The organism is Mycobacterium gordonae (assembly GCF_001417955.2).
In the GTDB taxonomy this organism is placed as follows: domain Bacteria; phylum Actinomycetota; class Actinomycetes; order Mycobacteriales; family Mycobacteriaceae; genus Mycobacterium; species Mycobacterium gordonae_B.
The window spans coordinates 1-15,260 of the sequence record NZ_LKTM01000383.1; the positions used below are offsets into that span (position 1 = coordinate 1).

Genomic DNA, 15,260 nt, shown 5'->3' on the forward strand with positions numbered 1-15,260 from the left:
CCCCAGGACGCCCCGGCCAAGCTGCCAGGGCTGGTCGAACGGATGACCGAGGCGGGCCGAAGGATGCTCCCCGGCGGCGACGACCACCCACTCGACGAGCTCCCGCCCCAGACCAGCCGGTTGCCGCTGCTGCCGGGCGCGCGGACGATCGGGGTCGCCGGTCACCAGCTCGGCCTCACCGTCGACGGCCACGAACTGCTGTCGAACGTCACGTTCACGGCACCCCCGGGATCCCTGATCGCGGTCGTCGGGCCGACGGCGGCGCGCAATTTCGCACTGACCGGCCTGCTCGCCGGACCCCGCCGGCTGACCTCAGGTCTCCTGACCGTGGACGGCCATGACGTGCACGCGGAGCCCGATGTGCAGCGACTACGGATCGGTGCGGTGGCGCGCGACAACCGGGTGCATCCCCGGCTCACCGTGGAGCGAGCCCTGGAATACGCGGCCGCGCTGCGGTTGCCGCCGGACACCTCGCCGGAGAACCGCGACCGGGTCGTCCATCAGGTTCTCGACGAGCTCGAGCTGACCCCGCACCGCACGACCCGGGTCGCCAAGTTGCCGCCCGAAGCGCGCCGGTGCGTGTCGCTGGCGGTCGAGCTGCTCACCAGGCCGTCGCTGCTCGTGGTCGAGGGGCCGGGAGCCGGGCTTGATCCGGCACGGGAGAAGCACGTCATGGCGCTGCTGCGCCGGCAGGCCGACCTCGGCTGCGTGGTGGTGGTGGCCGGCACTTCGCCGGCCTACCTCAACATGTGCGACCAGGTGTTACTGCTCACGCCCGCGGGCCAGTTGGCGTTCGCCGGGCCGCCCTCGCATATCGACTCGGCGCTGGGCACCACCGACTGGTTCGAAATCTTCGGGCGGATCAGCGCAGACCCGCACGGCGCCCACCACGCCTTCCTGATGCGCCAGCAGTCTTCGGTCTCGCCGACGCCGCCGTCGGTAGCCAGGCCGCAGCGGCTCGCGCCCGTCCCCGGCTTCGGGCAGCAGTTCCGGCTGCTGGTCCGTCGTCAGCTGCGGTTGCTGTCGTCGAGCCCGGTGTATCCGCTCTTCCTGTTGGCGCTCCCCTTCGTGTTGGGAGCGTTGACATTGTTGATCCCCGGCAATTCCGGCTTGAGCCGGCCCGGCCCGTCGTCTGCCAACGCCCACGAAGCGATCGAGATCCTGGCCGCGCTCAACTTCGCCGCGGTGTTCATGGGCACCACCGTCACCATTGGCAGCCTGGTCTCCGAACGCCGAATCTTCCGGCGGGAACAGACAATCGGATTGTCCGCATCGGCGTACCTGCTGGCCAAACTCGCTGTCTTCGGTCTGGTCGCCGCGACACAGGCCGCCATCCTGACCGCGTTCGTCATCGTCGGCAAGGGCGGACCCAAGCACGGCGCGGCGCTGCTCGGCACGTCCCCACTGGCGGCGGGCATCGAGCTTTACGTCAGCGTGGCGGCGACGGCCATCGTCTCGGCGATCGTGGGGTTGGCGCTGTCGTCGCTGGGCAAGTCGATGGCCGAGGTGGTGCCGCTGTTGATCCCGGCGCTGCTGGCCTCGCTGTTGTTCGCGGGTGGGTTGGCCTCGCTGGTGGGGACCTGGGGCTACGACCAGGTCTCGTGGTTCGTCCCGGCCCAGTGGGGTTTTGCGGCGGCGGCCGCCACGGTGGATTTGCGCCGGATTGACAAGCTGGCGGACCACAACGCGATGTGGAGCCACTACTCGGGTTGGTGGGTATTCGACATGCTCATGCTCGGGGTCCTCGGCGCGGTGTGGCTCGGGATTGTCCGATATCGATTGCGTCCGCCGGCGGCAGCGCCGCTGCCTCGCGAGAAGCCGGAAATTGCGCGACCTTGACCGGTAGTGGTGGGACCGCACGCAAGAATTCCACAAGTCCCCGAAGCTAATCTCGGCCCGACTGCATTGAATGCCATTTCAAGAATGGAAATGGCGCGCATATTGCGGGACGCGAATCGCGTCAACGAACTTCCCTGCGCACCTGTTTTCTGCCTGCCGAAAGGAGGGCCATCGTGCGACTGGCCCACGCAACAAAGCAAGTCCTGACAGCAACACTGCTGGCGGGGTCCGCCGCACTCGCGGGGTGGGGTGCGGGCGTCGCCCACGCGGAGACGTTTACGCCGCACCAGTGGTGTCCGGGTAACCCCAAGCAGCCGCCCTACATTGTGAACCAGTTCATCGACTGGGACTGGGGCGTTTGCCACACCTGGTATCCGACCAACTACGGGATGGGCAACGTCACCTCGCAGGGCAGCCCGATCTCGATCTGGGACGGTGCCAATCCGCCGATCGAGGCGATCACCAGAAGGGAATGCCCGCCGATCAGCTTCATGTGTCCCTAGTCCGGGAGACGGGTTACCCCACCAATTGCGCGATTTCCATCACCTTCGGCGGTGCCTGATCCACCTGACGCATGAATTTCCCAGCCGACTAAAGTCGCCTCCGTTTCGATGGTGAAGGAACCCTGTGATGGAGGTTCGTCACAATTTGGAGAGATAATCGGCGGGGCATTGCACGTGCCCCTAGGCCGGCTCCGCCGCGGCGGCAATGACGGCCTCGGGCGGCGGCGGTGGCGCCCAGCGAGGGGGCATCCGGCATCGTACACGGAGCGCGGGCGAAACTGCGCCGACGGTCATAAGACCCGGCAATTCCCTTGTGCCGGAACCAAATCAGCATGCCCTGGGCCCGCGCCGCCGATTACGACGAACACGAGAATGCACGTAACGATTGAAAGATTTCTGCGACACACTGTGTTCATAGGGCCGACCTGTTCCTGCCGGGCATTCGAACGACTACGGTCGGGGAATGGCGTCAGACAACAAAAGCACTGCCGACTACATCCGCGACGCGCTTGACGGGCGTTGGCGCGACGTGAAGAACGAGACGCGGGCCAAGCTCTCGCATGAGGCTTTCCGTCCGCACTACACCCCCAACACGGTCATCGCGCGCGCCAAGGTCGCCGAGCAGATGCAGATGATGGCGGCCGCCGGCGTTTCGGACGAAGGGTTCCGCAAGGAGCACGGCGGCACCGGCGACGTCGGTGCGGCGGTCACCATGATCGAGATGCTGGCGATGTCCGACCTTTCGCTGATGGTCAAGGCCGGCGTGCAGTGGGGCCTGTTCGGCGGTGCCGTCGAGAATCTGGGCACCGAGCGCCACGCCTCCTACGTCAGGGACATCATCACCCTGGATCTGCTCGGGTGTTTCGCGATGACCGAGACCGGGCATGGCAGCGACGTCCAGTCGCTGGAGACCACGGCCACCTATGACGTCGAGACCGAAGAGTTCGTCGTCAACTCCCCCACCCCGACCTCGCGCAAGGACTACATCGGCGGCGCGGCCGAAACCGCAACCATCGCAGCGGTTTTCGCCCAACTCATCACGCATCAGGATGGCAAGCCGGTCAACCACGGCGTGCACTGCGTCCTGGTCCCCATCCGCGACGCCGACGGCAACGACCTGCCCGGCGTGACCACCTCGGACTGTCACTACAAGGGCGGCCTGCCCGGTGTCGACAACGGCCGCATCATGTTCGACAACGTCCGCGTGCCGCGGGTCAACTTGCTGAACAAGTACGGCGAGGTCGAACCGGACGGCACCTACACCTCGCCGATCGACAACGCCAACCGGCGCTTCTTCACGATGATCGGCACGCTGATCCGCGGCCGGGTCACCGTCGGTGGCAGCGCCGGCAACGCGGCCCACGTCGCGCTGGACATCGCGACCCGTTATGCGTTGCAGCGCAGGCAGTTCAGCGCGCCCGGCGACGACGACCACGAAGTGCTCATCATGGACTACCTGGTGCACCAGCGTCGGCTGTTCCCGTTGATCGCGAAGTCGTACGCGCTGCAGTTCGCTCAGAACGAACTGGTGTCCAAGTGTCATGACCTGCAGACCTCCGACGTGGTGGACGCCGAGGAGCAGCGGGAGCTGGAGGCGCGTGCCGCCGGGCTGAAGGCGGCCAACACCTGGCATGCGTCCCAGGCCATCCAGGAGGCCCGCGAAGCCTGCGGCGGCGCCGGTTACATGGCCGAGAACCGGCTGATCGCGCTGCGGGCCGACACCGACGTGTTCACCACCTTCGAAGGTGACAACCACGTGCTGACCCAGCTGGTGGCGAAGGAACTACTGACCGCCTACGCCGACGACATCAAGAGCATGAGCCCGGTCGAGTGGGTGCGTTTCGCGGCCAACACCGTGGGCGACCGGGTGAAGAAACGCACTGCGGCCGAAGCGATCATGCAGCGCATCGTCGACTCGCGGCAGGACAACGAGGAGGAAGGCAGCCTGTTCAACCGCGGCACCCAGGTGCAGATGTTCGAAGACCGTGAGGAATACCTGTTGTCCTCGGTGGCGCGCCGGCTGCAGGGCAAGTCCAAGGAGATGTCGGCCTTCGACGCGTTCAACGCGGTGCAGGATCACGTGCTGCACGCGGCGAAAGCGCACATCGACACCGTGGTGCTGGAAGCCTTCGTCGCCGGGATCGAGTCATGCCGGGACCGCGAGGCACGCGAGCTGCTGGGCGTGGTGTGCGACCTGTACGCGTTGACGGTCATCGAAGAGGACAAGGCCTGGTTCATCGAGCACCGGTACCTGTCGACCGAGCGCGCCAAAGCCGTCACCCGGGGCATCAACGACCGGTGCCGGGTGCTGCGCCCGCACGCCAGGACGCTGGTCGACGGGTTCGGCATCCCGGCGCCGCTGCGCTACGCCGAGATGCTGCACCCGGAGAATCTGCCCGACTAAGCCTTGCCCACAACGAGTTCCGCGGACCGCACCACCGGGGTGACGGCTCTGCGGACGTAAGCCTGCCAGGTGAGCGCGGCGGCAGCGGCATAGCAGCACATGAAGATCCAGAATGCCTCGGTCCCGGCCCCGGTGCTCTGATACGACGCCCGCAGCGCGAGGTTGATGCCGACCCCGCCGAGTGCGCCGACGGAGGTGACAAACCCGATGACCACGCCGGAAATGATCCGCGACCATTCCCGCCGATCGGCTTCGCCGACATCGAGCGTGCGGCTGCACGCCTCGAAGATCGTCGGGATCATCTTGTAGACGGATCCGTTGCCCAGTCCGGACAATACGAAAAGTGTTATGAAGCAGGCGAAATAGCCGGCCATGGCGGTACCGCCGTGATGACGGTGCTGATGGGCACTGGTGCTGATCAGTAGCCCTGCGGTGAGCGCCATGCCGAGGAACACCATCAGCGTGAGGCGGCTGCCACCGATGCGGTCGGCCAGCCGGCCGCCGTAAACCCTTGCCACCGCAGCCAACAGCGGGCCCAGAAAGGCGAGTTCGGCGGCGTGCAGGCTGGCCTGCGCCACCGTTTCCCCGCCCGCCACGAAGTTGGTCTGCAACACCTGGCCGAACGCGAAGGAGAAGCCGATGAACGAGCCGAAGGTACCGAGGTAGAGCAGCGAGAGCAGCCAGGTGTCGCGGGACGCGAACATCGCCGCGATGATCGGCCGCAGCTGTGCGGGCCTGACGTGATGCTGCGCAACGGTATTCATGCCTCGGGTCACCCCGATCGACGCGATCACCAGTGACACCGCGTACATTCCGCAGACCAGATACGGTTTGCGGTCGCCTGCGGTGGCGATGACCAGCAGCCCGACCAGCTGGATCGTCGGCACACCGAGATTGCCGATACCGCCGGCCAATCCGAGCGCGGAACCCTTGAGCCGGTGTGGATAGAAGGCATTGGCGTTGCTCATCGAGGCCGCGAAATTGCCGCCACCCAATCCGGTGAGCGCCGCGCAGATCAGGTACGGCCACAACGGCAGACCCGGGTGCAGCAACAACACCATCGTGCCGACGACGGGGACCAGCAAGGCCAGCGACGAAAGCATCGCCCAGTTGCGTCCGCCGAAGACCGCGGTGGCCAACGAGTAAGGCATCCGCAGGCAGGCTCCGACCAACGTCGCGGTCATGCCCAGCAGCAACTTGTCGCCCGTGGAAAACCCGTACACGTTCTGCGGCATGAACAGTTCCATCACCGGCCACAGCGTCCAGACCGAGTAGCCGAGGTGAACCGTGACGATCGACCACAACAGATTCCGTCGCGCGATCAGTTTGTTGCCGGCCTCCCACGCGTCCACATCTTCGGCATCCCAGTGGGAGATGTGACGCGGGCCACGACGACCGCTCGTGATGTTGTCACAAGGCTGCACCCTCGGCGGCAGCGTTTGCTGGTGCATGACCCTCCTTACCGCGTCCTGACCCGGTGTCCGGTACGGAAGCTTCAGCGTGCCAGGCGAACCGGAGTCAAGCACGCCACCAGCAGCCGGAAACTGCTGTAGGTGTGCTGTAGAAGTGCTGAGTGAGGCGAAAAGCGCAGGTCTAGGCGGGCGGCTGATGCGGGATGGGGCTGAGCGCCCTGAGTTTGCCGCCGGGTCCGATCTCGAACTTCACCGTGCCCTTGCCCGTGGGGCAGCATTCTTCGTCACTGCCGTTTCGCCACTGGTACTGCACGGTCACGGTGTCGTCGGCGGGAGGCAGCACGGTGATGTAGGGCTTGGGGTTCGGGGTGGGCGAACCCAACGGGGTGTTGCGATCGAAGAACAACAGCTGTTGCGGCGTCGATTCCGAGGCGATGGTGGGGATGATCTGTACCCAGTTCAGCCGGCATTTGCGCGTGTGGCCGCGGGCGATTTCCACCCAGGCAGACCCCGGCACCTCGACCGGGACGGCGGCGATGGCCCGCCGTACCGTGTCGGCGGTGGGGCTGTCGGACTCCTTGCAGGAATCCGGTTTCGCTTGCGGCGGCGGCGACGAATGGCCACCACAACCTGCCACCGCCACCCCCAGCATGAGCAGGGCAGCGCCGAACCGAGACCGCACCTCGCGAGCTTAGCGAAGAGGCCGGCCGCCGCCCGCCGCAGCTGGGCACACTCTGTGAATGTCCGTCGGGTTTGGTCAAAACCCCAGGTGCAGAGCCTGAAGCGCGGCTCGGCGTGGGTAACCTCGGCGAAGACCACTGGTCGACGAGGACCGGTGTTGCGTTGACGGCGGCGCGCACCGCCACCCGAATTTCACGCCGACCGCACACGGGGCCTCACCCCGTGCGAGAAGTCCGTAAAGCCGCTGAAACCTCGGGTGCGCGGTACCGAAACATCGCTACCGGACGATCAGGACAGTTCCCGGTGCGCGAGAGGAGAGGTCGGAAATCACCATGCGATCCCCCGACGATGCCGTGCGCACCATGTGCGCCTACTGCGGCGTCGGCTGCGGAATGGTGTTGCAGATCACCACGGATCCGGAAAGCGGCCGCCGTCACATCGCGAAAACCGTTGGGCAGGAGAATCATCCGGCCAACTTCGGCCGATTGTGCACCAAAGGCACGACCACGGCTGACTTTCTGGCCGCCTCGGGACGAGCCGAATCGGCCTACATCCGGACCGACCGTGGTCAGCCGTTCGAACCCGTCGAAACCGACACCGCGATCATGCGGTCCGCCAAGCGGTTACGGGGCATCATCGACAAGCACGGACCTGACGCCGTAGCCCTGTACGTGTCGGGGCAGATGTCGCTGGAAGCTCAGTACCTGGCGAACAAGCTGGCCAAAGGTTTCATCGGCACCAACCAGATCGAATCCAATTCGCGGCTGTGTATGGCCGGGGCCAGTTCCGGTTACAAGTTGTCGCTGGGAGCCGACGGCCCGCCCGGCTCATACCAGGACTTCGACCACGCCGACGTGTTCTTCGTCATCGGCGCCAATATGGCCGACTGCCATCCGATTCTGTTCCTGCGCATGATGGAACGGGTCAAGGCGGGTGCCAAAATGATCGTCGTCGATCCCCGCCGCACCGCGACCGCGGCCAAGGCCGACCTTTTCCTGCAGATCGCCCCCGGCTCGGATCTCGCGCTGCTCAACGGCTTACTGCACCTGATCGTGCGCAACGGGCACACCGACCCGGACTTCATCGCCGAGTTCACCACCGGCTGGGAGGTGATGCCCGGCTTCCTGGAACAGTTCACCCCCGAGCGGGTCAGTGACATCACCGGCATTCCGATCGAAGACATCCGCACCGCGGCGCAATGGATCGGCGAAGCCGCCAATTGGATCAGCTGCTGGACGATGGGACTCAATCAGAGCACCCACGGCACCTGGAACACCAACGCGATCTGCAACCTGCATCTGGCCACCGGTGCGATCTGCAAACCCGGCAGCGGACCGTTCTCGCTCACCGGCCAGCCCAACGCCATGGGCGGGCGCGAAATGGGTTACATGGGACCGGGTTTGCCGGGCCAGCGCGCGGTGACCAGCAGCGAGGACCGCGAGTTCACCGAGGACCAGTGGGGCATTCCCCGCGGGTCGCTGCGCACCGACGTCAGCGACGGCGTGATCGACATGTTCACCCGCATGGCCGACGGTCAAATCAAGGCGTGCTGGATAATCTGCACCAATCCCGTTGCCACCGTTGCTAATCGGAAGACGGTGTTGGCCGGTCTGGAGCGGGCCGAACTGGTGATCACCCAGGACGCGTATCTGGAGACCGAGACCAACGAATACGCAGACGTCGTGCTGCCGGCCGCCCTGTGGACGGAGTCCGACGGCGTGATGGTCAACTCCGAACGCAACCTCACTCTGTTCCAGCAGGCAGTCGATCCACCGCCGCAGGCCTTACCGGACTGGCAGATCATCGCCCGAATCGCCTGCGCGATGGGGTTTTCCGACTCGTTCAGCTACTCCTCCGCCGAGGAGGTGTTCGAGGAGATCAAGCGTTTCGCCAATCCCAGGACCGGCTACGACATCCGTGGCATCAGTTACCCGCGGTTACGCCAGACGCCGGTGCAGTGGCCCTGCCCGCCCGACAGCACCACCGACCGCAACCCGATCCGCTACCTCAACGACGGGGTCAGCCAGACCCGCCTGGTCCGGGAGGACGGGCACGTACCCCGGCTCGCGTTCCCGACTCCGCACGGGCGGGCAGTGTTCTTCGCCCGTCCGCACCTGCCGCCTGAGGAGATGCCGGACAACGATTACCCGTTCCTGCTCAACACCGGGCGCCTGCCGCACCAGTGGCACACCATGACCAAGACCGGCAAGGTCGCCAAGCTGAACAAGCTCAACCCGGGGCCTTTTGTGGAGATCAACCCGGAAGATGCTGTCCGTCAGGACATCTGCGAGGGTGATCGGGTTGAGATCGCGTCCCGACGCGGCCGCGCCGTGCTGCCCGCCGTCGTCACCGACCGGGTCCGGCCCGGCAATTGCTTCGCCCCGTTCCATTGGAACGACACCTTCGGCGAATACCTGTCGATCAACGCGGTCACCAATGACGCCGTAGACCCGGTGTCGCGCCAACCGGAGTACAAGGCCTGCGCGGTCACATTGACCAAGGTCGCCGGCCGCACCGCGACGCCGCCCCAGGAGTCGCAGACACCCGACACCGGTCACCCGGCGCCTCTCGTCAGCCTGTCCCAGATCGACGCGATCGCCGAGTTCCTTGGGGTGGCATCCGAACCCGCGCCCGAATTCGACCCGAACGGTCGCGCCTACCTGGCGGGGCTGCTGGCCGGGCTGCGGGTCGAGGCCGGCCGGCCGATGACCGGGTTGCCCACTTTGCCGGTCAGCGCACCGTTCGACACCCGCACCCGGATGTGGCTGGACGGCGTGATCGCGGGGATGTGCTCACGCACCTCGGCACCGACCGCGGATGTCGACACCCACCGCAAGCCCGATGCCGCAGCCGGCCGGCCCGCCGTTGTGCTGCTGTGGGCCTCCCAGACCGGCAACGCCGAGGAACTCGCGGCCGACGTGGCCGCGCGCCTTGCCGACGCCGAACTGTCGGTGGCCGTGCACGCGATGGACGACTTCCCGGTCGGCGACCTGCCGGGCACGCGCGAGTTACTGCTGATCACCAGCACCACCGGTGACGGCGATCCGCCCGACAACGGCGCCGCCCTGTGGCGGGCACTCTCGGGCCAGGAAGCGCCCCGGCTGGCCGAGACTCGCTACGCCGTCCTGGCCCTCGGCGACTCCAACTACAACGACTTCTGCGGCCACGGACGAAGGCTCGACGAGCGGCTCGCCGAACTGGGCGCGACCCGCATCACCGGCCGCGTCGACTGCGAGCCCGACTACGAAGACGCCGCCGCCCGCTGGCTCGACGACATGCTGGGCGCACTGTCGGACACACCCGTCCGCAAGCCCGCGACCGCCACCAGCAGCACGCAGCACTACACCAAAAAGCGGCCCCTGGTCACCGACGTGATCCGCAACATCACACTGAGCCGGCCGCAGTCGGCAAAGGACGTCCGCCAGTTGGTCTTTGACCTGCCCGAGGCGACGGTCGACTATCAGGCCGGTGACGCGCTCGGAGTCTGGCCACACAACAACGAGCAGTTCGTCGACGAATGGCTGACCGTCACCGGCCTGGACGGACATACCGAGGTCGAGGTCGCCGACCACGGCGCGATGTCGTTGCGCACGGCGCTGACCGACCGCTTCGAGATCGCCCATATCAGCCTCGACCTGCTGCGCTTCGTGCAACAGCGGACGGTCGACGCCGGCGCGGCCGCCCGGCTGGACGAGTTGATGAGGACGGAAAACAAAGCGGCGCTGGCGGATTGGTCCTGGGGCCGCCAGGCGGTGGACCTGCTGGCGCAGGCGCCCGTGCACGCGTCGGTAAACGAGTGGCTGAGCGTGCTCAAACCCCTACAGCCGCGGCTGTATTCGATTTCGTCGAGCCCCAAAGTGCATCCCGGGGAGGTCCATCTCACCGTCTCGCCGGTGCGGTACAACTTCCAGGGCGTCCCGCGGCGCGGGGTGTGCTCGACCTATCTGGCCGACCGCGCCCCCCGGGACCGGATCGCGGTCTACGTGCGGACGTCGAAGAACTTCCGGCCTCCCAGCGACCCGCAAACTCCGATGATCATGATCGGCCCCGGCACCGGGATCGCCCCGTTCCGCGGATTTCTGCAGGAGCGGCGCGCGTTGGGCCACACCGGACCCAACTGGCTGTTCTTCGGCGAGCAGCACGCGGCCACCGACTTCTACTACCGCGATGAGATCCAGGCCATGCACACCGACGGGTTGCTCAACGAGCTCGACCTGGCATTCTCCCGTGATCAGCGGGAAAAGGTGTACGTGCAGCATTTGATGCGCAAGCGCGGTGCCGAGCTGTGGAGCTGGCTCCAAGACGGTGCCCAGCTATACGTATGCGGTAGCGCCGACCCGATGGCCAAGGACGTTGACCAGGTAATCTGCGATATCGCAGCCGAACACGGCAAACTCGACGCGGAGGCGGCGAGGGCCTTCGTGCAGGCGCTGAGCGCTGACAAGCGCTACCACCGCGATGTGTACTAAGCGCCACTACTGGGTAATCGCTTAATTTGACGGAAATGTCACACGCCTTTCGCTGAAACATGGGCGTCGCACCATTCACCCAAGAGAACGTGCACTCGAGGGAGGGTCGTACGCGTGGCTCGGGAGTCTGAAGGCAAGTCTGGTAGCTCTGCGACAGATGTGCGCACTGTCTGCCCACGGCACTGCCGAACCCGCCAGGGCACCAGCGCATCGGCTGACCAGGTCGATTGGGCCGGGTTGCCGGTCAACCTGGACCTGGCTTTCTCCCAGAACCAGCGCGACAAGGTCTACGCCCAGCACCTGAAGTTCGAACGCACCGGCCGCTTCCGCCGCCGGGCCCAGGAAATGTGCATCTGCGACCTGGCGGAGCACCCGGACCTGAACCAGGACACGCGCAAATCCGCCTCCGGCTGGTAACCCCCGGTTACTCATTCAGCGCTAACGTGACCTGACACCTCCCTAGTCACGGACGGAGCTGGCCATGAGTGATGCCTGCGTGCCACGGTTCCCGGAAGCACTGTCGACCCCGAGTCTGAACCGCGGCGTGGGATTCACCCACGAACAGCGGCGCCGGCTCGGGCTGACCGGGAGGCTCCCGTCCGCAGTGCTGACCCTGGACCAGCAGGCCGACCGCGTCTGGCACCAATTGCAAACTATGGCAACCGATTTGGGCCGTAATCTGCTGCTGGAACAGCTGCACTACCGCCACGAACTGCTGTACTACAAGGTCCTCACCGATCACCTTCCCGAGCTGATGCCGGTGGTGTACACGCCTACCGTCGGCGAGGCGATCCAGCGCTTCTCCGACGAGTACCGCGGCCAGCGTGGACTGTTCCTGAGCATCGACGAGCCCGATGAGATCGCCGACGCCTTCGCGACGCTCGGGCAGGGCCCTGACGACATCGACCTGATCGTCTGCACCGATGCCGAGGCGATTCTGGGCATCGGCGACTGGGGCGTGGGCGGGATTCAGATCACCGTCGGCAAGCTGGCGCTCTACACGGCCGGCGGCGGCATCGATCCCCGGCGCTGCCTGGCGGTGTCCCTGGATGTCGGCACCGACAACGAGCAGTTGCTGCAGGACCCGTTCTACCTGGGCAACCGGCACGCCCGCCGTCGCGGCGACCAGTACGACGACTTCATCAGGCGCTACATCGAGACGGCTCACCGGTTCTTCCCGCAGGCGATTCTGCACTTCGAAGACTTCGGTCCGGCCAACGCGCGCAAGGTGCTGCAGACCTACGGTGAGAACTACCTGGTGTTCAACGACGACATGCAGGGAACGGGCGCGGTGGTCCTGGCCGCGGTCTATGGCGGCTGCAGAGTCACCGGGTCACCGTTGCGGGATCAGCGCATCGTGGTGTTCGGCGCCGGCACCGCGGGGCTGGGCGTCGCCGACCAGATCCGCGAGGCCATGATCGCCGACGGCGCCACTCCCGAGCAGGCCACGTCACAGATCTGGCCGATCGACCGCCAGGGTCTGCTGTTCGACGACATGGACGACCTGCGTGACTTCCAGGTGCCCTATGCCAAGAACCGCGAGGGGCTGGGCGTGGCCGCGGACCAGCACGTCGGGCTGGTCGATGCGATCAAGCTGGCCGCACCGACCGTGTTGCTCGGGTGCTCGGCGGTGCACGGTGCGTTCACCCGGGAGGCCGTCGAGGCGATGACCGCGGCCTGCGAGCGGCCGATGATCTTTCCACTGTCCAACCCGACGTCCCGGATGGAGGCCATGCCGGCCGACCTGGTGCAGTGGTCAGGCGGCCGGGCGCTGGTCACCACCGGCAGCCCGATGGCGCCAGTCGTACACGAGGGAACGACGTACACCATCGGTCAGGCCAACAATGTGCTGGTGTTCCCCGGCATCGGGCTGGGCATCATCGTCGCCGGCGCCCGCCGGCTCACCCAGTCGATGCTGCACGCTTCGGCGAAGGCCGTCGCGCAACAGGCTGATCCGGTTGCACCCGGCGACTCGCTGCTTCCGGATGTGCAGAATCTGCGGGATATTTCGGCGAAGGTCGCCGAGGCGGTGTATCACGCCGCTGTCGACGACGGTGTCGCCACCAGGACCTATGACGATGTCAGACAGGCCGTGCTCGACCGGATGTGGTCGCCCGTATACGACTGACGCCTCAGCGGGCCGGAGTTGCCGGCTGCCCGTACAGGGCCACCACCACAGTGCGGTCCAGGCTATTGGCGGACCAGACACCCATCGCGGTATTGGCGCAATCCCGCATGATGGCAAGGTATTCGGGGTTGTTGTACCACTGGTTGAATAGCTCGAAGCTGCTGATCGACAGGGCCGGGTTGATGGCAACGGTTTCGGAGACCCGGCCGCGGAAGCCGGCGGCGTTGGCGCGGTCCTGCGGTGTTGAGCCGTCGGATCCGATGTCGTCGTTGATGTTTCGGTTGCTCATCATGTCGTCGGCGTGCCACTGGGCGGCCAGGTAGAGCGAGTTGTTCATCACGACGTCGTTGGTGCAGCCGGCCTGGTGCTGAAGGGTATAGACGCCGGAGACCACCGCGTCATTGAGCCGCTTGTTATCGGCCTGTGCGGACGGGATCGCCAATACTGCTGCCGCCGTGAGGGATACGGCGACTGCCGGCCCGCTCAGGCTTATACCGGGTCGAAATGCGAAACCAGCCATCGGCCGTCGACTTTCTCCAGTGTCACCCGGACTACTGGTTGGGTGTCGGTAGGGGTGCCGCCGTCGCCGATCGTCACAGTCTGGTCGACGAACAACAGCACGACGGCGTGCGTCGCCGTTGCCGATACGGACGCCGCCGCATTCACTTTCGCCACCGCCGCAATGCGTTTCTCTTTCGCACCCGGAATGACGACCTGCCGGGTCAGCGCGGTGTAGGCGTCTTTGAAATCGCCGGTCAGCCGGTCGCGGGCGGCGCTGAGTTGTTTCTCGGCGGTATCGGGGCTGTAGGACAACAGGACTACCGCGTCCTCGCTGGCGACGCGCATCGACTCGGTGCGCGCCTTCGCAACGTCGGTCCCCGACACGGCGACCCACTTGAAGTAGCCCGCGGCGATTGCCAGCAGTAAGGCCAGACCGGGCAGCACGCCGTACGCAAGCACCCGCGACCATGCGATCGGCTTCCTCTTCGGTTCCGGTTCGTCGGGCTGGTCATCGGACGCGTCGAGTTCGGCAACCTCGTTGGTGTCGCTGACCTCGGAGACCTCCGAATCCTGTTGCGTGGCCTCTTCTTCGGTGGTCGGGTCAGGCGTTTCGGTGATGGTGTCCTCCGTCCTTTCGCTGGCCCTTTCGCTCAGTGTCGTCATGGCACGAACACCACATTGGACATCTTGGCATCGTCCCCGACCGCCTTGACCTCGATTTTCATCCGCCATTCCCGGGGCGCCTCTTCGCCGCCCGCCGTGCGTGACTTCACCGCGACCGCGACGAGCACCTGCGCGGAGTCGCCCTGCTGGGACTCCAGACCGGCGTCGGTCACCGTGCCTTCCGACACCGACTGTGCCGCCTTGACGAGTTCCATGAACGGCTTGGACCGGTGTTCGAAGTCGTCGCGGAACGCTCCGGTTGCCAGGTCGAGGATCCGCTGCACGTCCGAATCGATCTCGGTGTAACTGATGGTGGTGAGGTTCACCGCGCCCTGGCGTGCGATCTGCACGAACAGATCGCGCTGCGCCTGCGCTTCCCGCTCCTGGTAGGCGCGGTAGCCGAGCCAGCCGGTCAATCCGGCCAGCGCGGCCACCACGAGCGCGCCGGCCACCAGTGCGCGTGCGGGCTGAGAGAACCGGCTGCCGATCCGCAGCCGTCGGCGGGTTTTGCCTGCCGGGGTGTCCTCGTCGTCTTGAGCCTCCCCATCGGCCTCGGCGTCCTCGTCGGTGTGGGCGTCCTCGGTTTTCACGTCCTCGATGTCGGTTGTCACCTCATCGAGGTCAGGGGTATCAGGTTCTTCGGCCATGTTGCTCCTTGTC

The 15,260-nt window shown here is 66.0% G+C and carries 11 protein-coding genes; 6 read left to right on the forward strand and 5 right to left on the reverse strand.

The features are described from left to right. From AO501_RS32880 to AO501_RS32885, 3 genes are all read left to right on the forward strand, one after another. Positions 1–1,839, forward strand: a 1,839-nt coding sequence (locus AO501_RS32880; RefSeq protein ID WP_331457996.1) for an ABC transporter permease, incomplete at its 5' end; no start/stop codon positions are given. A gap of 173 nt (positions 1,840–2,012) precedes the next feature. Then, entirely contained in the window at positions 2,013–2,342 is a 330-nt protein-coding gene (locus AO501_RS37595) for a hypothetical protein (protein ID WP_156452914.1), read from the forward strand. A gap of 463 nt (positions 2,343–2,805) precedes the next feature. Further along, on the forward strand, positions 2,806–4,746 hold the full coding sequence (locus AO501_RS32885; protein ID WP_055581750.1) for an acyl-CoA dehydrogenase: 1,941 nt from the start codon (positions 2,806–2,808) through the stop codon (positions 4,744–4,746). Here AO501_RS32885 and AO501_RS32890 read toward each other — a convergent pair. Next, the gene (locus tag AO501_RS32890; RefSeq protein ID WP_082658993.1) at positions 4,743–6,197 is read right to left on the reverse strand and encodes a nitrate/nitrite transporter; all 1,455 of its coding nucleotides are present in this window, start codon (positions 6,195–6,197) and stop codon (positions 4,743–4,745) included. The two genes, AO501_RS32885 and AO501_RS32890, sit on opposite strands and share 4 nt — an antisense overlap. Before the next feature lie 142 nt (positions 6,198–6,339). After that, positions 6,340–6,810, reverse strand: a complete 471-nt coding sequence (locus tag AO501_RS32895; protein WP_082658997.1) for an LppP/LprE family lipoprotein — start codon at positions 6,808–6,810, stop codon at positions 6,340–6,342. A gap of 361 nt (positions 6,811–7,171) precedes the next feature. Between AO501_RS32895 and AO501_RS32900 the strand changes: the two genes are divergently transcribed. From AO501_RS32900 to AO501_RS32910, 3 genes are all read left to right on the forward strand, one after another. Beyond that, a complete protein-coding gene (locus tag AO501_RS32900; RefSeq protein ID WP_055581751.1) occupies positions 7,172–11,308 on the forward strand; it encodes a bifunctional nitrate reductase/sulfite reductase flavoprotein subunit alpha in 4,137 nt (1,378 codons plus the stop codon). Between the two features lie 159 nt (positions 11,309–11,467). Beyond that, a complete protein-coding gene (locus AO501_RS32905) occupies positions 11,468–11,725 on the forward strand; it encodes a hypothetical protein (RefSeq protein WP_055581752.1) in 258 nt (85 codons plus the stop codon). A gap of 64 nt (positions 11,726–11,789) precedes the next feature. Beyond that, positions 11,790–13,436 (forward strand): NAD-dependent malic enzyme, encoded by a 1,647-nt coding sequence (locus AO501_RS32910; protein WP_055581753.1) that lies wholly within the window; start codon positions 11,790–11,792, stop codon positions 13,434–13,436. A 4-nt stretch (positions 13,437–13,440) separates the two neighbouring features. On the opposite strand, the gene AO501_RS32915 is transcribed toward AO501_RS32910, so the two are convergent. The 3 genes from AO501_RS32915 to AO501_RS32925 are packed head-to-tail and all read right to left on the reverse strand — an operon-like array spanning position 13,441 to position 15,247. Then, positions 13,441–13,956: a CAP domain-containing protein gene (locus AO501_RS32915; protein WP_055581754.1), complete on the reverse strand. Its 516-nt coding sequence runs from the start codon at positions 13,954–13,956 to the stop codon at positions 13,441–13,443. Further along, complete coding sequence (locus AO501_RS32920) at positions 13,926–14,600, reverse strand: hypothetical protein (protein WP_055581755.1); 675 nt, start codon at positions 14,598–14,600, stop codon at positions 13,926–13,928. Before AO501_RS32920 ends, AO501_RS32915 begins: the two co-directional genes overlap by 31 nt. Beyond that, a complete protein-coding gene (locus AO501_RS32925; RefSeq protein WP_055581756.1) occupies positions 14,597–15,247 on the reverse strand; it encodes a tetratricopeptide repeat protein in 651 nt (216 codons plus the stop codon). Before AO501_RS32925 ends, AO501_RS32920 begins: the two co-directional genes overlap by 4 nt. Between the last annotated feature and the right edge of the window lie 13 nt (positions 15,248–15,260).